General features: G+C 56.4%; 18 protein-coding genes and 2 rRNA genes. 11 read left to right on the top strand and 9 right to left on the bottom strand.

Features of this window, described 5'->3' with window-relative positions:
* Both CWM58_RS13875 and rrf read left to right on the top strand, forming a co-directional pair.
* Positions 1-689: ribosomal RNA gene (locus tag CWM58_RS13875) — 23S ribosomal RNA — on the top strand; the annotation flags it as partial.
* 197 nt (positions 690-886) lie between these two features.
* Positions 887-1,002: ribosomal RNA gene (rrf, locus tag CWM58_RS13870) — 5S ribosomal RNA — on the top strand.
* Positions 1,003-1,135: 133 nt separating this feature from the next.
* Here the strand turns inward: rrf and CWM58_RS29030 are convergent.
* Positions 1,136-1,273 carry a hypothetical protein gene (locus CWM58_RS29030; RefSeq protein ID WP_168441417.1) on the bottom strand — a complete coding sequence of 46 codons (138 nt, stop codon included), beginning with the start codon at positions 1,271-1,273 and terminating at the stop codon, positions 1,136-1,138.
* A 179-nt stretch (positions 1,274-1,452) separates the two neighbouring features.
* On the opposite strand from CWM58_RS29030, the gene CWM58_RS13860 reads away from it, so the two are divergent.
* Entirely contained in the window at positions 1,453-2,751 is a 1,299-nt protein-coding gene (locus CWM58_RS13860) for an MFS transporter (RefSeq protein WP_061153633.1), read from the top strand.
* A gap of 3 nt (positions 2,752-2,754) precedes the next feature.
* Here CWM58_RS13860 and CWM58_RS13855 read toward each other — a convergent pair whose 3' ends face one another.
* The 5 genes from CWM58_RS13855 to trxC form a co-directional block, all read right to left on the bottom strand.
* Positions 2,755-3,078, bottom strand: a complete 324-nt coding sequence (locus CWM58_RS13855; RefSeq protein WP_008803753.1) for a YfiM family lipoprotein — start codon at positions 3,076-3,078, stop codon at positions 2,755-2,757.
* A gap of 41 nt (positions 3,079-3,119) precedes the next feature.
* Positions 3,120-4,475: a CDP-diacylglycerol--serine O-phosphatidyltransferase gene (gene pssA, locus CWM58_RS13850; protein WP_061153634.1), complete on the bottom strand. Its 1,356-nt coding sequence runs from the start codon at positions 4,473-4,475 to the stop codon at positions 3,120-3,122.
* Between the two features lie 120 nt (positions 4,476-4,595).
* The gene (locus CWM58_RS13845) at positions 4,596-7,247 is read right to left on the bottom strand and encodes a bifunctional acetate--CoA ligase family protein/GNAT family N-acetyltransferase (RefSeq protein WP_100681122.1); all 2,652 of its coding nucleotides are present in this window, start codon (positions 7,245-7,247) and stop codon (positions 4,596-4,598) included.
* A gap of 34 nt (positions 7,248-7,281) precedes the next feature.
* Positions 7,282-7,980, bottom strand: coding sequence for a tRNA-uridine aminocarboxypropyltransferase (gene tapT / locus CWM58_RS13840; RefSeq protein ID WP_061153635.1), 699 nt, complete (start codon positions 7,978-7,980; stop codon positions 7,282-7,284).
* A 69-nt stretch (positions 7,981-8,049) separates the two neighbouring features.
* Positions 8,050-8,475, bottom strand: a complete 426-nt coding sequence (gene trxC, locus CWM58_RS13835) for a thioredoxin TrxC (RefSeq protein WP_002914091.1) — start codon at positions 8,473-8,475, stop codon at positions 8,050-8,052.
* A 203-nt stretch (positions 8,476-8,678) separates the two neighbouring features.
* Here trxC and CWM58_RS13830 point away from each other — a divergent pair, with 203 nt between their 5' ends.
* Positions 8,679-9,764 (top strand): tRNA/rRNA methyltransferase, encoded by a 1,086-nt coding sequence (locus CWM58_RS13830; RefSeq protein WP_061153636.1) that lies wholly within the window; start codon positions 8,679-8,681, stop codon positions 9,762-9,764.
* Between the two features lie 55 nt (positions 9,765-9,819).
* Here the strand turns inward: CWM58_RS13830 and ung are convergent, their stop codons facing one another.
* Positions 9,820-10,509 carry a uracil-DNA glycosylase gene (gene ung, locus CWM58_RS13825; RefSeq protein ID WP_061153637.1) on the bottom strand — a complete coding sequence of 230 codons (690 nt, stop codon included), beginning with the start codon at positions 10,507-10,509 and terminating at the stop codon, positions 9,820-9,822.
* A gap of 311 nt (positions 10,510-10,820) precedes the next feature.
* Between ung and grcA the strand changes: the two genes are divergently transcribed.
* Entirely contained in the window at positions 10,821-11,204 is a 384-nt protein-coding gene (gene grcA / locus CWM58_RS13820; protein ID WP_002914084.1) for an autonomous glycyl radical cofactor GrcA, read from the top strand.
* Between the two features lie 45 nt (positions 11,205-11,249).
* Here the strand turns inward: grcA and srmB are convergent, their stop codons facing one another.
* A complete protein-coding gene (gene srmB, locus CWM58_RS13815) occupies positions 11,250-12,581 on the bottom strand; it encodes an ATP-dependent RNA helicase SrmB (protein ID WP_061153638.1) in 1,332 nt (443 codons plus the stop codon).
* A gap of 131 nt (positions 12,582-12,712) precedes the next feature.
* Between srmB and trmN the strand changes: the two genes are divergently transcribed.
* On the top strand, positions 12,713-13,450 hold the full coding sequence (gene trmN, locus CWM58_RS13810) for a tRNA(1)(Val) (adenine(37)-N(6))-methyltransferase TrmN (protein ID WP_100681121.1): 738 nt from the start codon (positions 12,713-12,715) through the stop codon (positions 13,448-13,450).
* On the opposite strand, the gene nadB is transcribed toward trmN, so the two are convergent.
* Positions 13,435-15,054 (bottom strand): L-aspartate oxidase, encoded by a 1,620-nt coding sequence (gene nadB, locus CWM58_RS13805; RefSeq protein ID WP_061153640.1) that lies wholly within the window; start codon positions 15,052-15,054, stop codon positions 13,435-13,437. The genes trmN and nadB overlap by 16 nt on opposite strands.
* Before the next feature lie 327 nt (positions 15,055-15,381).
* On the opposite strand from nadB, the gene rseD reads away from it, so the two are divergent.
* Genes rseD through rseC form a run of 5 tightly spaced genes read left to right on the top strand, consistent with a single transcriptional unit; the run spans position 15,382 to position 18,164 of the window.
* The gene (rseD, locus tag CWM58_RS29535; RefSeq protein ID WP_121980491.1) at positions 15,382-15,477 is read left to right on the top strand and encodes a rpoE leader peptide RseD; all 96 of its coding nucleotides are present in this window, start codon (positions 15,382-15,384) and stop codon (positions 15,475-15,477) included.
* The gene (rpoE, locus tag CWM58_RS13800) at positions 15,474-16,049 is read left to right on the top strand and encodes an RNA polymerase sigma factor RpoE (RefSeq protein WP_002914074.1); all 576 of its coding nucleotides are present in this window, start codon (positions 15,474-15,476) and stop codon (positions 16,047-16,049) included. Before rseD ends, rpoE begins: the two co-directional genes overlap by 4 nt.
* A gap of 32 nt (positions 16,050-16,081) precedes the next feature.
* Positions 16,082-16,732: an anti-sigma-E factor RseA gene (gene rseA / locus CWM58_RS13795; RefSeq protein WP_008803762.1), complete on the top strand. Its 651-nt coding sequence runs from the start codon at positions 16,082-16,084 to the stop codon at positions 16,730-16,732.
* A complete protein-coding gene (gene rseB, locus CWM58_RS13790) occupies positions 16,732-17,688 on the top strand; it encodes a sigma-E factor regulatory protein RseB (RefSeq protein ID WP_061153641.1) in 957 nt (318 codons plus the stop codon). Before rseA ends, rseB begins: the two co-directional genes overlap by 1 nt.
* Positions 17,685-18,164 (top strand): SoxR-reducing system protein RseC, encoded by a 480-nt coding sequence (gene rseC, locus CWM58_RS13785; RefSeq protein ID WP_061153642.1) that lies wholly within the window; start codon positions 17,685-17,687, stop codon positions 18,162-18,164. Before rseB ends, rseC begins: the two co-directional genes overlap by 4 nt.
* The last annotated feature ends 140 nt before the right edge of the window (positions 18,165-18,304 follow it).

The raw sequence follows: 18,304 nt of genomic DNA, 5'->3' as shown, positions 1-18,304 counted from the left end.
GGGTTGCGGACAGTGTCTGGTGGGTAGTTTGACTGGGGCGGTCTCCTCCCAAAGAGTAACGGAGGAGCACGAAGGTTAGCTAATCCTGGTCGGACATCAGGAGGTTAGTGCAATGGCATAAGCTAGCTTGACTGCGAGCGTGACGGCGCGAGCAGGTGCGAAAGCAGGTCATAGTGATCCGGTGGTTCTGAATGGAAGGGCCATCGCTCAACGGATAAAAGGTACTCCGGGGATAACAGGCTGATACCGCCCAAGAGTTCATATCGACGGCGGTGTTTGGCACCTCGATGTCGGCTCATCACATCCTGGGGCTGAAGTAGGTCCCAAGGGTATGGCTGTTCGCCATTTAAAGTGGTACGCGAGCTGGGTTTAGAACGTCGTGAGACAGTTCGGTCCCTATCTGCCGTGGGCGCTGGAGAATTGAGGGGGGCTGCTCCTAGTACGAGAGGACCGGAGTGGACGCATCACTGGTGTTCGGGTTGTCATGCCAATGGCATTGCCCGGTAGCTAAATGCGGAAGAGATAAGTGCTGAAAGCATCTAAGCACGAAACTTGCCCCGAGATGAGTTCTCCCTGAGACTTTAAGTCTCCTGAAGGAACGTTGAAGACGACGACGTTGATAGGCCGGGTGTGTAAGCGCAGCGATGCGTTGAGCTAACCGGTACTAATGAACCGTGAGGCTTAACCTTACAACGCCGAAGGTGTTTTGGCGATTTGAGAGAAGATTTTCAGCTTAGATTCAGAGTTGAGTACGCAATAATTTGCGCAGCAGCAAGGCGACAAGCGAAGGAAAGGAAGGAGCATACTGAAGTATGTGACTGAGTTGACGAGCGCAGGCAACGCGGCTGATGCGATAAAGAATGGCGTACTGAGCACAAAGAATTTGCCTGGCGGCGATAGCGCGGTGGTCCCACCTGACCCCATGCCGAACTCAGAAGTGAAACGCCGTAGCGCCGATGGTAGTGTGGGGTCTCCCCATGTGAGAGTAGGGAACTGCCAGGCATCAAACAAAGCAGAAAGCTCAGTCGAAAGACTGAGCTTTTTGTTTTGCGTTAAAAAAGAACCCCGTGCCGAAAGGTGCGGGGTTTTTTGCTGTGTGGGGTATATCTCCCCGGTGGCGCTGCGCTTACCGGGGCTACAAACCGGGGCCGACTGGTAGCCCGGACAAGGTGCGCAGCACCGCCTCCGGGGAAAATCCTGCCATACCCGCACCATTATCTTCATTCAAAGCAAAATAAAACCCCGCCATGGCAATCCCTTCACCATAATCCACTTTTTCCTTGCTCCTGCGCTGGCGTTGATCGCGAAAACTGCTCTTACGAAAAAAAATGTGAATGCAATCACATATAAAAATATAACAATTATATAACATTTAGTTCACTAACTAATTTGTCTACGTGACGTGGTACGCCCGACAAGACAGATTGCAGTCTTTGCTGGAGCAATATAACAATGACAGAAAGTAGCATTACCGAACGGGGTGCGCCGGATCAGGCCGATACCCGTCGTCGTATTTGGGCAATAGTTGGCGCTTCCTCGGGAAATCTGGTTGAATGGTTTGATTTTTACGTTTACTCATTCTGCTCGCTCTATTTCGCCCACATCTTCTTTCCATCCGGAAATACCACCACCCAACTGCTGCAGACGGCAGGCGTATTTGCCGCCGGATTCCTGATGCGTCCCATCGGCGGATGGCTGTTTGGTCGAATCGCCGACCGCCGCGGACGTAAAGCCTCCATGCTTATCTCGGTCTGCATGATGTGCTTTGGCTCACTGGTGATTGCCTGTCTGCCGGGTTATGCGGTCATCGGCACCTGGGCTCCGGCGCTGCTGCTGCTGGCACGTCTGTTCCAGGGGCTGTCTGTTGGCGGAGAATACGGCACAAGTGCGACCTATATGAGTGAAGTCGCGGTGGAAGGTAAGAAAGGCTTCTATGCCTCCTTCCAGTACGTTACGCTGATTGGCGGTCAACTGCTGGCGGTATTAGTGGTTGTGGCGCTCCAGCAGGTGCTCAGCGATGAAGATCTCCATGCCTGGGGATGGCGTATTCCTTTTGCTCTCGGGGCGGTACTGGCTATCGTCGCGCTGTGGCTGCGTCGCCAGCTGGACGAAACCTCAAAGCAGGAGACCCGGGCGCTGAAAGAGGCTGGATCATTTAAAGGGTTGTGGCGCAATCGCCGGGCCTTCGCGATGGTGTTGGGCTTTACCGCCGCCGGATCGCTGACCTTCTACACCTTTACCACCTATATGCAAAAGTATCTGGTCAATACGGCGGGTATGACGGCCGGTACCGCCAGCGTGATTATGACCGCGGCGCTGTTCGTTTATATGTTGGTTCAGCCGCTATTCGGTGCCTTTTCGGATAAAGTTGGCCGCCGCACCTCCATGCTGTGCTTTGGCGTGCTGGCGACGTTATTTACCGTGCCTATCCTCAGCGCCCTGCAGAATGTGAGCTCACCGTATGCTGCCTTCGGGCTGGTGATCTGTGCTTTGCTGATTGTCAGTTTCTATACCTCGATCAGCGGTATCCTCAAGGCTGAGATGTTCCCGGCTCAGGTTCGCGCGCTTGGGGTAGGGCTTTCCTATGCCGTCGCGAACGCGTTGTTCGGTGGATCTGCGGAGTATGTCGCGCTGTCGCTTAAGTCGGCGGGGATAGAGCACGCGTTCTACTGGTATGTGACGGTGATGGCGGCCATCGCCTTCCTGGTCTCTCTGATGCTGCATCGCAAGGGGAAAGGCCTGCGCCTGTAACGCTTACTGGTGCGCCAGTTGCCACACAGCATAGCCGGTGGTCGCGCCAGCGACATCCCAGGCGAAATCCTTCCAGCTCCAGCCGCTCCCAGCCGGGCGGCTGTCCCAAAGCTCTTTTGACGCGCCGAGGCTGATGGAAAACATCAGGCCGATGGCGGCGCTGCGGTCCCGGCTGTAACCCTGATGTTGCGCATACTCATTGCCAGCGGCAGACAACATCGCCGAGGCCAGAAAATGCTGGGCTTTGTCCTGACCGGACCATGCATCATTTGCCATGTGGCTGCAGCCCGTTAACAGCAGCGATGTCATCACTATTATCGAACGCATAGCGCTTCCAGAAAAAAGCCCCGTCGACGCGGGGCTGATAGTCAGAGAATACGGCTGATCAACCGGTCAATGCGGATCCGTCGCAGGCGGCGGATCAGTTTTCGCACTTTAACCGGATAGTCGGCGATACTTTGCAGGTCGCGATAATGTTTCACCACCGTGGTGTGGGTGCGGATGAGCTTGAGCTCTTTCTCGCGCATGGCCCCCAACTGCTGCTTTGGATCGTGGATCAGAATGGCGTTTTCCAGATCGAGCCGCCAGGCGCGCGGGTTGAGGTTGTTGCCGGTGAGTAGCATCCACTCATCGTCAACCCACATGCCTTTCAGGTGGTAGCTGTTATCGTCATCCTTCCACAGGCGGACGATCAGCTGATCGGTATTGACATAATATTGCAGCCGGCTGAGGAAACGCCGCAGGTTGATCTCATACAGATAGGGAAGCGCACCGATAATTTTAAACGGCTGATCTTCCGGAATGTAGAAATCGTTAGCGGTTTTATCGCCGACAATAATCTCCACCTGTTTACCGTCCCGCAGCAACTGGATGATATTTCTCACCAGTACGGCAGGGAGGTTGAAGTAGGGGGTACAAATCGTCAGCTTGTGCTCGGCACACGGCATCAGGTGAAAGATGGTTTTATTCAGCAGGCTGGATTTACCCAGACCTACCAGCGGGGTGACGGAGAGTTCTTCGTCACCAGCGGTGCCGACAAAATGGTAGCTGCGGTCGCGGAGCTCCTGACGGTACTGGCGAATGTCGTTTTTGATTTCCGGGCTTTTTGGCCGATCCGGTCTGTCGAGACGATTAACGCCGCGCCCCTGAACCAGATTATTGTCGACCCAGTCGAACATGACGTCCGCCATTTTGCCGTTACGGATGCACTGATAGCGGTCATAACGGTACTTGTCATGCTGATGCAGATAAACATCGTTCAGGCTGGCGCCGCTGTAGAGGACGCTGTCATCGATAATAAAGCCTTTGAAATGGAGAACGCCGAGTGCCTCCCGGGTATTAATCGGCACGCCGTAAACGGGGATATCCACACCTGGATTTTCATCGGCCATCCGGCAATACCAGTCGGCATTGGTGTTGGAGGCGGCGGCGCCGATACGACCACGTTGAGCGCGGTGCCAGTCTACCAGAACGCGGACATCCAGTTCCGGACGCTGGCGTTTGGCGTCGTAGAGAGCCTGCAAAATTCCTTTTCCGCCATCATCTTGCTCCAGATAGAGCGCAATAATGCATATACGCTGAGTGGCGTGGGCAATCCGGGTCAGTAACGCTTCCCTGAAATCCGCAGGGGCGTAAAAGAACTCTACATCATCAACTGACTGAGAAAGCTTAGGGAGTTGGGCAAGGTGTTGTTGATGTTTATTACGCTTAAATTTTGACAACATCACAGTGCGTTTCTTCTCTGTTTATTGAAGGGTCTTCTGTACCATGCAGACGACGTAAGCGGGCAATAATACCATTACTACCCGCTAATGTGGTCAACAATTGCGGTCAGCGTGGCGCGATTATCCCTGATTCAGGGGCAGCGATAGACTGACAATCCCATCTTCCAGCTGAATATCAACGGTGAATCCCAGCTTTCTGGCCAGGCCGATCATGCCTCTGTTATTCGGCATCGTAATGCCATTAAGGCGTTGCAGGCCATGGCTTTGCGTATAGGCGATCAGCTTTTCCAGCAGCCTTCGCCCCAGGCCTAACCCTTTTAAATCTGAACGGACCAGAACGGCAAACTCGGCGTCAATATTGTCGGGATCGGATATTGCCCGCGTAACGCCGAGAATTTCGCTCTTCTCTGCGGTGGTCCTGACGGCAACAAACGCCATTTCACGATCGTAGTCGATCTGCGTCATGTTGGCTAAATCGTCGTGGGTAAATTCGTTGATCTCACTAAAATAGCGATAATAGAGATCTTCTTTGGTGACCTGAGCGATAAACGCGAGTAGCTGCGGCTCATCTTCCGGGAGGATTGGCCGAAACAGGCAGCGATCGCCATTTTTCATCACCACCCACTCCTCCTGCTGGTGCGGATAGGGACGAATCGCAAGGCGGCTTTCACTGTCGCCGTCAAAGGGGGCCAGGCCCAACGTGACGTCCAGCGCCGTAAACTCGTTGCCGGAGGCGAGCAGGGGATGAATGTCCAGGCGCTGGATCTCCGGGCAGTCGACGATCAGATTCGATACCTGAACCAGCAGCTGGCTCAGGCCCGCGATATCCAGCGGGCGCAATGCGCTGCGACCGCGGATCTTTTTATTTTTGATCGCCTGGATCACCAGGTAACGCGCCAGGTTCATATTCAACGGCGGCAGCGCCACCGCGGCCTGATCCTCGGCCCGCCACTCCACGCCGCCTTCGCCCAGCATAATCAACGGGCCGAAGACGGGATCGTGCTCAACCACCACTCTCAGCTCCTGGGCGCCGGCGCGATTAGCCATACTCTGCACCAGCAGACCATGGATGCGCGCCTGGGGCCAGGCCAGTCTGACGCGATCGATCATCGCATCTGCCGCTTGCTGCACTTCGGCGGCGGTACGCAGATAGAGCATGACCCCCTGTACTTCCGATTTGTGCGGGATATCCGGAGAACGCAGCTTCAGCGCGACCGGATAGCCTATCTGCTCAGCGATATGCACTGCTTCTGCGCTGTCGGCAGCAATCCATGTCGGCAGAGTATGGATGCCATAGGCTCGTAGCACCGGGCTGACTTCGTGGGTATCCAGCGTGGTGGCGCCATCATCTATCGCTTGCTGCAGAAGAGCATGCGCCTCGCTGGTATTGGCGGTTAACGAGTCTGGTAGCACCGGCGTCTCACGCAGTTGTTTCTGGTTGCGACGGTACTCAACCATATGCATAAAAGCGGTGATCGTGCCCTCCGGCGTACGGTAGGTAGGGAGGCCGGCATCGCTGAATAACCGTCGCGCTTCCTGCGAGGAAAATTCGCCGCACCAGTTGGTCAACACGGTGACATATTTACCGCGCGGATGATGCTTCAGGGCATCAATCAGGGCCAGCGCACTCTCCGTGCCCGGCGCGGCCGCGCTGGGCGAGTGGATCACCAGCAGCGCGTCATAGTCCTGACTGTTGAGCAAAATATTCACGGCCTGCTGATAATGTTCGCTGCTGGCATCATCGCGCAGATCTAACGGGTTGGCGATCTCGACGCCAACCGGCAACGCCTGGTGCAGGGCGTCGCGGGTCTCCTCGCTGAGGACCGCCAGTTTGCCATTACGCAGCCAGAGTTCATCCAGCGCCAGTGCCGCCGGTGCCGCGCCATTGCTGACGATCATCAGCTTTTCACCACGCAGCGGGCGCATATGGCTGAGCGTTTCCACGGCGGAGAACAGCTCATGGGTGTCCTGCACCCGCAGCAGGCCAGCACGCTGAATGGCTGCATCCCATGCCGGATCCATCCCGGAGTTGACGCGCAACAGCTTTTGCGCCGCGGGACTACGGCCGCTTTTAATCACCAGGATAGGCTTGTTTCGCGAAGCGCTGCGCGCGGCGGAGACAAACCGACGCGCGTCGCTAAGATGCTCGAGGTAAAGCAAAATGGCGCTGGTCTTGCTGTCGCGGGCCAGAAAGTCCAGCAGGTCATCGACATCAATGTCCAGGCTATCGCCCAGCGCGATGAAGTAGGAAAAGCCCATCTCGCGCTGCTGCGCCCAGTCAAGGATGGTATTAGAGACGGCGGCCGACTGCGAGATAAAGGCCAGTTTACCGCGGTGGATCGCGACCGGCGAGAAACTGGCGTTCAGGCCTTGCCACGGCGCCAGCAGCCCCAGGCTGTTTGGGCCGAGCAGGCGCATCTGATAGCGGGCGGCGCATTCGAGCAGCGCCGGATACTGTTCCGGCTGCGAAGAGAGAATGATGCAGGTTTTACACCCTTTCTGCCCTAAGGCTTCGAGCAATTCGATATTACGCCGGGCGTTAGTACAGAGCACCGCCAGATCCGGAGTAAACGGCAGGCTCTCAATCGTGGGCCATGCCAGCACCCCGAGCACCGCCTTCCAGGCTGGGGTCACCGGCAGTACCGGGCCATTGAAACCGCCGGCTAACAGGTTGCGCATCATGAGATAGCCAGCGCGCTGCGGCTTCATTGATGCGCCAATAACGGCGATGGACTTTGGTCGCAGCAGTGCTTCCAGGCCTCGTTGGCTCATACCGGTCTCCTTTCATCCCAGTGACCGAATGATTTTAAACGTTTTCCACCTGGTCCGCTGTGATACTGCCCTTATGCTGGGTTTTTCCCGCCAGATAGCGGGTCCGAAAGCGGGTGAAGTGCTCGCCAAGCGCAGCGGCGGCCGGGGCATCTCCCGCCAAATCCAGCAGGGCGATGGCCACTTCCGCAGTACAGTATTGTCCGTCGGCGTGCGCCTCGCGCAGATGGTAGGCAGAGATGCGTGACAGATCGACGGAGATTATCGGCAGCGCGTCAAGATAAGGACTCTTGCGGAACATCTTGCGCGCTTCGGTCCAGGTGCCGTCGAGCATAATAAACAGCGGCGGCTTGCCGGACGGCGGCGCGCTCAGGACCTGGCGCTCCGGCCCGGCATAGGAGGCAGGGAAAACCACCATCGGTTGATAATCAGGATGAGCGACCAGATCGAGCAGCGCCTGCGGCGGCTCGGTTCTCGACCATTGAAAAGCCTCGGTATCAGGCAGAATATCGGCGATGAGCCGGCCGGTGTTGCTGGGCTTCATCGGTTCCGTATCAAACATCACCAGGCAGAAGCGGCTGGTGGCCTGCGCGGGCACTAACGTCGCGCACAGGCACTGCTTGAGCGGCAGCAGGCAGCGCTGACAGCGGCGGATGCGGTTGCCGCGAGCAAGGAAAGGCCGGGTAGCTCGCGCGAGGCGTTCAGCGCGCAGGCGAAGGACTGCGTTTTCAATCATGGGAGTCGCTAGTGAAAAACGCTATTGTCGCAGAGGTGAAAACGGGGCACAAGCAGTGCCCCGGAAGGATTATTGTTGGCCGGCTTCGTTCAGCCAGCTGTCAAATGGCGCTTTTGGCACCGCGCCATTGAGCATGTCGATCACTTCGCCATTTTTGAACATCATAATGGTCGGGATGCTGCGGATACGAAACCGGGCGCTAAGCTCACGTTCCGCTTCGGTGTTGACTTTCACAAAACGCATCTTCCCGCTACGCTCTTCCGCGACATCTTCAAAGATCGGCGCGAAGCTACGGCAGGGGCCGCACCATGGCGCCCAGAAATCGACAACGACCGGCAGATCGTCCTTTAAGAGTTTATCCAGCGTTGCCCCGGTCGCGTTGATGACGTCGCCGTCAAAAAGATCGTGACCGCAGCGTCCGCACTTTGCGCCATCCGCGCTACGATCGTCCGGGAGGCGGTTCAGAGCCTGACAACTGGCACAAACGGTATTCATAACTAACCTCTGGTTATGGGTTGCAACGTGGCACGTGGCCGATATGTTTCTGTGATGTTACATATTATCGATTAAGTGTTATTTAAGGACAATGCGTTTTGTTCGATGAGTGCAATAGAGGCCGGCTTTTAAACGAAATCATGGCTAAGCGATGACACATCGGGTAATCTGCGCGCTTCGCGCAGCGCAGGTGGAGAAAATTGATGAGCGACGAACTGAAAAATAAAAGCGGCAAGGTCAAAGTGATGTATGTCCGCAGTGATGATGATTCTGACAAACGTACCCATAACCCACGAACCGGGAAAGGGGGAGGTCGTCCAGGAAAATCTCGTGTTGACGGCCGCAGCCGCCCTGCGCGCGATGAACGAAACAGCCGCGGCGACGATCGCAAACGTGACGACCGCAAACGTGACGACCGTAAGCGTGATGATTTTCATCGCGACGATGCGTCCCCATGGCGCACCGTTTCCCGTGCCCCTGGCGATGAGACGCCGGTAAAAGAAGATCACGGCGGGATCAGCGGGAAGAGCTTTATCGATCCGGAAGTGCTGCGTCGTCAGCGTGCGGAAGAAACCCGCGTGTATGGCGAAAATGCCTGTCAGGCCCTGTTCCTGAGCCGTCCGGATGCCATTGTTCGCGCCTGGTTTATCCAGAGCGTCACGCCACGCTTTAAAGAAGCGCTGCGCTGGATGGCGGCCAACCGTAAGGCCTATCACGTGGTGGACGAAGCTGAGCTGGCGAAAGCCTCCGGCACCGAGCATCACGGCGGCGTCTGCTTCCTGATCAAAAAACGCCACGGCACCTCTGTCGCCCAGTGGGTCGCGAAGGCGGCAGAAGAAGATTGCGTTCTGGCGCTGGAAGATGTGGGTAACCCGCACAACCTCGGGGCGATCATGCGCAGCTGCGCGCACTTCGGCGTGAAGGGCGTGGTAGTTCAGGATGCTGGCGTGCTGGAGTCCGGGGCGGCGATCCGTACGGCAGAGGGCGGTGCGGAGCATGTTGAGCCGATCACCGGCGACAGCTTTATCGATACCCTGGATCAGTTCCGCAAAGCGGGCTACGCGATTGTCTCAACGTCCAGCCATAATGGTACGCCGCTGTTTAAAGCCGAGCTGCCGAAGAAAATGGTGCTGGTGTTGGGCCAGGAGCGTGATGGTCTGTCCGATGCGGCGATTTCCAGCTCTGATCTCAGCGTCGCCATCGACGGTACCGGCAATGTCGAAAGCCTGAACGTCTCTGTGGCGACCGGCGTCCTGCTGGCAGAATGGTGGCGTCAGAACAAGGCGTAATTCGCCTGCCTGAATGCGAAAAAGCCAGCTGATGCTGGCTTTTTTTATGGCTCGATCACTCGCTTTCTGCGGGAAGGACCGGCATCCAGTCAATCGGCGCTTCGCCGCGGTCAGCCAGCCACTGGTTGGTCTGTACGAAATGGTTACTGCCAAAGAAACCGCGATGCGCAGAGAGCGGCGACGGGTGCGGCGCCTTTAGCACGCAGTGGCGCTGACGATCGATAATCGCGCCTTTCTTCTGCGCGTGAGAACCCCACAGCAGGAATACCACCCCCTCGCAATGCTCATTGATTAATGCGATTACCTTATCGGTAAAGGTCTCCCAGCCGAGGCTGGCGTGCGAGTGCGCCTGCCCGGCGCGGACGGTCAGAACCGTATTAAGCAGAAGCACGCCCTGGCGCGCCCAGCTTTCGAGGTAACCGTGAGTGGGGCGGGTAAAGCCGGGGATCGTGGCCTCCAGCTCTTTGTACATGTTCAAGAGCGATGGCGGGATCGCGACGCCCGGGCGAACCGAGAACGCCAGACCGTGCGCCTGACCCGGGCCGTGATAGGGATCCTGGCCGAGAATGACGACTTTGACGTCGCCCAGTTCGGTAAAGCGAAACGCATTGAAGACGTCTTTTTGCGGTGGGTAGATGGTGATCCCGGACTGGCGCTCTTCGGCGACGGTCTTCAGAGTATTGAGAAAATAGGGTTGTTGCTTTTCATCCGCCAGCACGTCATGCCAGGTTAAAGGGGTGCTCATCTTGCTCTCCTGCAAAGGGTCATCGCTATAGCTTAACGGCTTCTTTCTACAGAACAAAATCGGCACGGCTTGAGGAGGGCTTTTATGCAAAAAAAATTGAAAATTTACAAAATTATTTATGACATCCCATGGCGTAACTTGATGTAAAACAATAAAATCCCCCTATACCCACTTTGTATGAGTGGTTTTTATTGATTTATATCAAGGAATGCCGCGGGTGCGGCTGATATATATACACTCATACAACAATGGTTTTACCAATTGGCCGCGAAGAGGCCAAAATCGAATAAACACTGCCTGGGAGGCATCAAATGATTACTGGTATCCAAATTACTAAAGCGGCAAACGACGACCTGCTGAACTCTTTCTGGCTGCTGGATAGCGAAAAAGGCGAAGCGCGCTGCCTGTGTGCCAAAGGTGGTTTTGCGGAAGATGACGTGGTTGCAGTGAGCAAACTGGGTGAAATCGAATACCGTGAAATCCCGGTGGACGTGAAACCAGAAGTTCGCGTGGAAGGCGGCCAGCACCTGAACGTTAACGTGCTGCGTCGCGAAACCCTGCTGGACGCGGTTGAGCATCCGGAAAAATACCCGCAGCTGACCATCCGTGTATCCGGCTACGCGGTACGCTTCAACTCTCTGACTCCGGAACAGCAGCGCGACGTCATCGCCCGTACCTTTACCGAAAGCCTGTAAGGCTGAAGCCAGATGTGAAAACGCCGGGATATCCCGGCGTTTTTTTTACTCTTCGTTGGACGTTGATGGCGTCCCGGTAGCGCTTGGTTTACGGCGCTTACCGATATTTTTCGTATCGCGGTGGCGTTTCTTCACCCGCGGTTTCTCTTTTTCTTTCTCTTTTTTCTCGGCGCGCTTCGCCAACACTTTCTTCGACGGTTTACCGGTTAACTTCTCGCTCGGCGCGCGGGTTTTCGGTCGCAGTTCATCAATCACGCGGGCCTTCAGCGGTTCTTCAACATAGCGGCCGATTTTGCCCAGCAGCAGGTGGTCATGCGCTTCAACCAGCGAAATAGCGATGCCTTTTTTACCGGCGCGGCCGGTACGACCGATACGGTGCAAATAGGTATCGGCGGTGCGCGGCATGTCGAAGTTAAACACGTGGCTGACATCCGGGATATCAATACCGCGCGCGGCGACGTCGGTGGCGATCAGCACGTTCACGCGACCATCGGTCAGGCGTTTAATCGCTTCGTTGCGCTTAATCTGCACCATCTCGCCTTCCAGCCAGCAGGTGGTGATCCCTGCTTCGTGCAGCTTAGCGGCCAGTTCGTGAACGCGCTCACGCTTACGAACAAAGACGATGGAGCGGGTTGCTTCCGGCTGCTTCAGCAAATTAATCAGCAGCGCGGTTTTATGCTCGATATCGTCGGCGCGATAGTACCACTGATGTATTTTTTTACGTTCGCGGGTCGATGGGGTGGCGGAGACTTCAACCGGCTCTTCCAGCAGACGCTCGGCAAAATCTTTGATCGCATCGCCTTCCAGCGTCGCGGAGAACAGCATGGTCTGCTTGCGCCAGCGGGTTTCACCGGCGATGGTTTCGATATCCTGGGCAAAGCCCATGTCCAGCATGCGGTCAGCTTCATCGAGGATCAGGGTCTCGACGGCGCGGCAGTCAAAGTTCTCTTCTTTAATATATTGCAGCAGGCGACCGGTGGTAGCGACCACGATATCCTGGTTTTCGCTGAACACTTCCGCGTGGTTCATGTACGCAACGCCGCCGGTAATGGTGGCGATGTCCAGATGGGTATGCTTCGCCAGCTCGCGGGCGTGGTCAGCCACCTGCATCGCCAGCTCGCGGGTCGGCGTCAGGATAAGAATACGCGGCGGGCCGGATTTCTTACGCGGGAAATCGAGCAGGTGCTGCAACGCTGGCAGCAGATACGCCGCCGTTTTACCGGTGCCGGTCGGCGCTGAACCGAGAATGTCACGGCCATCGAGCGCAGGCGGAATAGCGGCGGCCTGAATGGCTGTCGGGCGAGTGAAACCTTTATCCTGGAGGGCCTCCAGCAGGTTTTCGTCGAGTTCAAGTTCGGAAAAAGTCGTTACAGTCATGTTCTACCTCTGAGTGGGCCGCCGATTATAGACGTTACTGACGTAATGTTCATCTGTTTGTAAGGCTATCTGTTCTCCGGTATTGTGCATAGCCTTACGTTCAGGAGTTTTTGTCGGCAAGGTTATTGAGGATGTCTCAGTCGAAGTTTGCGCTGCCGCGCAATGGTTTTACCTTCAAACAGTTCTTTGTCGCCCACGATCGTTGCGCGATGAAGGTGGGCACTGATGGCATTTTGCTTGGTGCCTGGGCGCCGATTGCCGGGGTGAAGCATGTGCTGGATATTGGCGCGGGCAGCGGCCTGCTGGCGCTAATGCTCGCCCAGCGTACCGGCCATGAAGTGCATGTCGATGCGGTCGAACTGGACGAGGAGGCAGCCGCTCAGGCGCGGGAAAATGCCATCGCGTCGCCATGGTCTTCGCGCATAGAAGTCTGCCAGGCCGATATTCATCAGTGGCAGCCGTCGCAGACCCGGCGCTATGAACTGATAATCAGTAACCCGCCTTTTTTTGCCGAAGGGGTGCCATGCGCTACCTCGCAGCGGGAGCAGGCGCGATATACCACGACGCTCGATCACGCTTCCCTGCTGACCTGTGCCGCAGAGCATATCACCGAAGAAGGATTTTTTTGCGTGGTGCTGCCGGTGGATATCGGTAATGCGTTTATCGAGCGGGCAACGGCGATGGGGTGGAATTTGCGACTGCGCACTGACGTGGCGGAGACTGAACTGCGGCCGCCGCACCGGGTGCTGCTGGCTTTCTCCCCAACGGCAGGAGAGTGTTTCAGCGACAGGCTGGCGATCCGCGGGCCAGAGCAGCAGTACTCCGAAGGGTTTACTGCTCTGACCGAGGATTTTTATCTCTTTATGTGAGCCAGAGGGGACAGTATTGAGGGGCCGCTGTTCGGCAGCGGCTGCGGATAGTCGAGGGTATAGTGCAGTCCGCGGCTCTCCTTACGCAACATCGCACAGCGTACGATAAGCTCCGCCACCTGCACCAGATTGCGCAGCTCCAGCAGATTATTCGAGACGCGGAAGCGGGCGTAATACTCATCCAGCTCTTGCTGCAACATGGTAATGCGCCGCAGGGCGCGCTCCAGTCTGCGCGTCGTGCGCACAATGCCCACGTAATCCCACATCAGCAGGCGCAGCTCATGCCAGTTGTGCTGGATAACCACCAGTTCATCCGGGATCTCCACCTGACTTTCATCCCACGCCGGCAGGGTGGTGACCTTCTGGGCCAGCGGCAGGCGCCGGGCAATGTCCTCGGCGGCGGACCAACCGTAGACCAGACATTCCAGCAGCGAATTTGAGGCCATGCGGTTCGCGCCGTGCAGCCCGGTATAGCTGACTTCGCCGATGGCGTATAAGCCATCGACATCGGTGCGGCCATTATCATCCACCATCACGCCGCCGCAGGTGTAATGCGCGGCGGGGACGACCGGCACCGGATCTTTGGTTAAATCAATTCCCAGGCCGAGCAGCTTTTCGTAAATCATCGGGAAGTGCTGGCGAACAAACGCCTCGGGTTTATGGCTGATATCAAGGAACATACAGTCAACGCCCAGGCGCTTCATTTCATGGTCGATGGCGCGGGCGACGATATCGCGCGGGGCCAGCTCGCCGCGCTCGTCAAAGTCCGGCATAAAGCGGGTGCCGTCCGGGCGTTTAAGGTGGGCGCCTTCGCCGCGCAGCGCTTCAGTAAGCAGGAAATTACGTGCCTGTGGATGATACAGTGCGGTGGGGTGGAACTGGTTGAATTCGAGATTGGCTACCCGGCAGCCCGCCCGCCAGGCCATCGCAATACCGTCTCCGGAAGAGACGTCGGGGTTAGTGGTATATTGATAAACCTTGGCAGCCCCGCCGGTCGCAAGCACTACCGCCTTCGCGCTGCAGGTTTCCACCCGCTCTTTATTGCGGTTCCAGATCCAGGCCCCGACCACCCGGCGCGTGCCCGACAGGCCAATCTTATCCGATACGATCAAATCAACGGCATTGCTGCGCTCAATGATGCGGATATTTGGATGGGCAAGGGCTTTATCGACCAGCGTCGTCTCTACCGCTTTGCCGGTAGCATCGGCGGCGTGAAGAATGCGTCGATGGCTGTGACCTCCTTCGCGAGTAAGATGGTAGCTCTCTTCGCCATTGGCCTGAACCTGGGTGTCAAACAGCACGCCCTGATCGATAAGCCATTGTACGCACGGCCTGGCGTTGCTGGCGACGAAGGTGACCGCATGGCGATCGCAGAGTCCCGCGCCGGCGATCAGCGTATCTTCAACATGGGATTCGATACTGTCCGTCTCATCAAAGACGGCGGCAATTCCGCCCTGCGCATAGAACGTAGAACCTTCGCTGATCGGCCCTTTACTCAGCACCGTCACCGAACTGTGCTCCGCCAGGCGCAGCGCGAGAGAGAGACCGGCAGCGCCGCTGCCGATAATCAACACATCACAAGAGAAGTCAGGAGTGGTATTCATCGTCTTTGTTTAATTTACTAAACACATTTAGCTCACAATAGCACCAGCGCGTGAGGAATCGTACATTTTTTTTGCCTGGTGTTGTGACGGCTAAACAGAAGGGGCCGGGAAAAGGGGCGTTGTGCGGTAAAAAAGAGAAGTGGAGCAGGTTGTTAGCATTGGATTTTATAGTGAAATAAACACTGTGTTACGATACCCTTCAGTCGGGCCTGCGCTTTTTCTTATTGACTAACCTGTTGTTTAGCAACCTGGGCATATAATGATTGATAACGATCTGCCGCCGTTGCCAGACAAAAAACAAAAGCGTAACGGAACTTTATTGTTTTCATGCACTCCAACAGTCAGCTTGCTCATAATGCAGATTTTGGGTGGTGTTTTGAAGACGCATGGGAATTGGGTTTGGGGAGACATTACCTCGGATGAGCGAGCAGTTAACGGATCAGGTCCTTGTTGAACGGGTCCAGAAAGGAGATCAGAAAGCGTTTAATTTGCTGGTGGTGCGCTATCAGCATAAGGTCGCGAGTCTGGTTTCCCGCTATGTACCGCCGGGCGATATCGCTGACGTTGTTCAGGAATCGTTCGTTAAGGCATGGCGTGCGCTGGACTCTTTCCGGGGAGATAGCGCTTTTTACACCTGGTTATACCGTATCGCCGTCAACACGGCGAAGAATTATCTGGTTGCTCAGGGACGCCGTCCGCCGTCCAGCGATGTTGACGCCAACGAGGCGGAAAACTTCGAAAGCGGCGGGGCGTTGAAAGAAATTTCGAACCCTGAGAACTTAATGTTGTCAGAAGAACTGAGACAAATAGTTTTTCGTACCATTGAATCGCTCCCGGAAGATTTACGCATGGCAATTACGTTACGGGAGCTGGATGGCCTGAGCTATGAAGAGATAGCCGCTATCATGGATTGTCCGGTTGGGACGGTGCGTTCGCGTATCTTCCGGGCGCGAGAAGCTATTGATAATAAAGTTCAACCGCTTATCAGGCGTTGACGATAGCGGAATACTGGAAAAGGGTATCAGGCATGCAGAAAGAACAACTTTCGGCTTTAATGGATGGTGAAACGCTGGATAAAGAACTGCTCAACGAGTTGAGCCGTTCCTCTGAGATGCAAAAAACCTGGGAGAGTTATCACCTCATTCGCGATACGCTGCGTGGCGATACCGCAGAGGTGCTGCAATTCGATATCTCCGCCCGGGTGATGGCCGCCATTGAAAATGAGCCCGTTCGTCAGACGGCGCCGCTTATTCCTGAATCTCAGCCCGCACCGCACCAGTGGCGGCAGATGCCGTTCTGGAACAAAGTGCGTCCATGGGCCAGCTCACTCACCCAAATGGGCGTTGCCGCCTGCGTATCGCTTGCGGTTATCGTCGGCGTCCAGCACTATAATGGGCAGTCTGATGCGACTCAGCAGCCAGAGGCGCCAGTGTTCAATACCCTGCCGATGATGGGTAAAGCGAGCCCGGTAAGCCTTGGCGTACCGGCTGACGCATCAGCAGGTAGCGGCCAGCAGGCGCAGGTCCAGGAACAGCGCCGCCGGATTAACGCCATGTTGCAGGACTATGAACTGCAGCGCCGCCTGCACGCTGAGCAGCTGCAGTTTGGCCAGGCCCAGACTCAGCAGGCAGCAGTCCAGGTGCCGGGTTATCAAACTTTAGGAACGCAATCGCAGTAATGAAGCAACTTTGGTGTGCCATGTCGCTCATGGCAGGCAGCCTGTTGTTCTCTGTCAACGCCTCGGCTGATACATCGTCCGGGGCGTTGTTGCAGCAGATGAACCTGGCCAGCCAGTCCCTCAATTATGAGCTGTCTTTCGTCAGCATCAATAAACAAGGCGTTGAGTCGCTGCGCTATCGTCATGCGCGACTGAACAATCAACCGCTGGCGCAGCTGCTGCAGTTGGACGGTCCGCGCCGGGAAGTGGTCCTGCGCGGCACGGAAATCAGCTATTTTGAACCCGGTCTCGATCCGTTTACCCTGAACGGCGACTATATCGTCGATTCGCTGCCGTCGTTAGTTTACAGCGATTTCAAACGCCTCTCCGCGGCGTATGATTTTATCTCCGTTGGCCGTACCCGTATCGCTGACCGCCTCTGTGACGTGATCCGCGTCGTAGCTCGCGACGGTACGCGCTATAGCTTTATCGCCTGGCTGGACGCCGAGACCAAACTGCCGCTGCGCGTCGATTTGCTCGACCGCGACGGCGAAACGCTCGAGCAGTTCCGGGTTGTCTCCTTCAACGTTGGCGACAACGTCAGCGCCAGCATGGAGACGCTGGCAAAAGCGAATCTACCCCCGCAGCTGTCCGTCCCTGAAGGGGGCGACAAAGCCAACTTCAACTGGGCTCCGACGTGGCTTCCCCAGGGGATGACTGAAGTTTCCAGCAGTCAGCGCCGTCTGCCCACTTTTGACGGTCCCGTCGAATCGCGTCTCTATTCCGATGGCTTGTTCAGCTTCTCGATCAATATTAACCGCGCCACGGCGGCCAGCAGCGACCAGCTGTTGCGTACCGGCCGACGCACCGTCAGCACGACAGTACGTGATAACGCGGAGATCACCGTGGTGGGCGAACTGCCGCCGCAGACGGCGAAGCGTATCGCTGACAGTATTAAATTCAAGGCAGTACAATGATTAAAGAGTGGGCCACCGTGGTTTCCTGGCATAACGGCGTGGCGCAGGTGCACTGCGACGTTAAAGCCTCCTGCAGCAGCTGCGCTTCCCGTGCCGGCTGTGGTAGCAGGGTGTTAAACAAGCTGGGACCGCAGACCAGCCATACCATTAGCGTGCCCTGCGAGCAGCCGTTGGCAGCGGGGCAAAAAGTGGAGTTGGGGATCGCCGAAAGCAGCTTGCTGGGCTCAGCGCTGCTCGTCTATATGGCGCCGCTGGTGGGGCTGTTTATGATGGCGTCCATTTTCCAGGTGCTGTTTGCCAGCGATATCGCGTCACTTTGCGGTGCGTTGTTGGGCGGCGTCGGCGGCTTCCTGGTGGCGCGCGGTCTGTCGCCGCAGCTGGCTGCTCGCCAGTCATGGCAGCCGGTGATTTTAAGCGTCGGTTTGCCGCCTGATCTACTGCGTGTTGATACGCCTTCCTCTGAAATGGGGCAGTGATTTCACTGTCCTTCACCTTTATTTACTCTTCCTGTTACAACGCCACAATTTCTGCCGTTATGCTGGATCTAACAGCATTTCCTGGTTTCACGGATGTAGTGTAGAATGCGGCGTTTTCGGATTAAAAAACGTCAGGCACA

The organism is Klebsiella sp. H-Nf2, assembly GCF_002806645.1.
GTDB classification, from domain to species: domain Bacteria; phylum Pseudomonadota; class Gammaproteobacteria; order Enterobacterales; family Enterobacteriaceae; genus Klebsiella; species Klebsiella variicola.
The sequence above is the reverse complement of the archived record's forward strand: the minus strand, read 5'-3'. Positions and strand labels throughout refer to the sequence as shown.

Excerpts from the sequence above, each read along its gene's own strand:
- CWM58_RS13860 (WP_061153633.1), top strand. The coding sequence starts at position 1,453 with ATGACAGAAAGTAGCATTACCGAACGGGGTGCGCCGGATCAGGCCGAT.
- CWM58_RS13855 (WP_008803753.1), bottom strand. The coding sequence starts at position 3,078 with ATGCGTTCGATAATAGTGATGACATCGCTGCTGTTAACGGGCTGCAGC.
- pssA (WP_061153634.1), bottom strand. The coding sequence starts at position 4,475 with ATGTTGTCAAAATTTAAGCGTAATAAACATCAACAACACCTTGCCCAA.
- CWM58_RS13845 (WP_100681122.1), bottom strand. The coding sequence starts at position 7,247 with ATGAGCCAACGAGGCCTGGAAGCACTGCTGCGACCAAAGTCCATCGCC.
- tapT (WP_061153635.1), bottom strand. The coding sequence starts at position 7,980 with ATGATTGAAAACGCAGTCCTTCGCCTGCGCGCTGAACGCCTCGCGCGA.
- trxC (WP_002914091.1), bottom strand. The coding sequence starts at position 8,475 with ATGAATACCGTTTGTGCCAGTTGTCAGGCTCTGAACCGCCTCCCGGAC.
- CWM58_RS13830 (WP_061153636.1), top strand. The coding sequence starts at position 8,679 with ATGAGCGACGAACTGAAAAATAAAAGCGGCAAGGTCAAAGTGATGTAT.
- ung (WP_061153637.1), bottom strand. The coding sequence starts at position 10,509 with ATGAGCACCCCTTTAACCTGGCATGACGTGCTGGCGGATGAAAAGCAA.
- grcA (WP_002914084.1), top strand. The coding sequence starts at position 10,821 with ATGATTACTGGTATCCAAATTACTAAAGCGGCAAACGACGACCTGCTG.
- srmB (WP_061153638.1), bottom strand. The coding sequence starts at position 12,581 with ATGACTGTAACGACTTTTTCCGAACTTGAACTCGACGAAAACCTGCTG.
- trmN (WP_100681121.1), top strand. The coding sequence starts at position 12,713 with ATGTCTCAGTCGAAGTTTGCGCTGCCGCGCAATGGTTTTACCTTCAAA.
- nadB (WP_061153640.1), bottom strand. The coding sequence starts at position 15,054 with ATGAATACCACTCCTGACTTCTCTTGTGATGTGTTGATTATCGGCAGC.
- rseD (WP_121980491.1), top strand. The coding sequence starts at position 15,382 with ATGCACTCCAACAGTCAGCTTGCTCATAATGCAGATTTTGGGTGGTGT.
- rpoE (WP_002914074.1), top strand. The coding sequence starts at position 15,474 with ATGAGCGAGCAGTTAACGGATCAGGTCCTTGTTGAACGGGTCCAGAAA.
- rseA (WP_008803762.1), top strand. The coding sequence starts at position 16,082 with ATGCAGAAAGAACAACTTTCGGCTTTAATGGATGGTGAAACGCTGGAT.
- rseB (WP_061153641.1), top strand. The coding sequence starts at position 16,732 with ATGAAGCAACTTTGGTGTGCCATGTCGCTCATGGCAGGCAGCCTGTTG.
- rseC (WP_061153642.1), top strand. The coding sequence starts at position 17,685 with ATGATTAAAGAGTGGGCCACCGTGGTTTCCTGGCATAACGGCGTGGCG.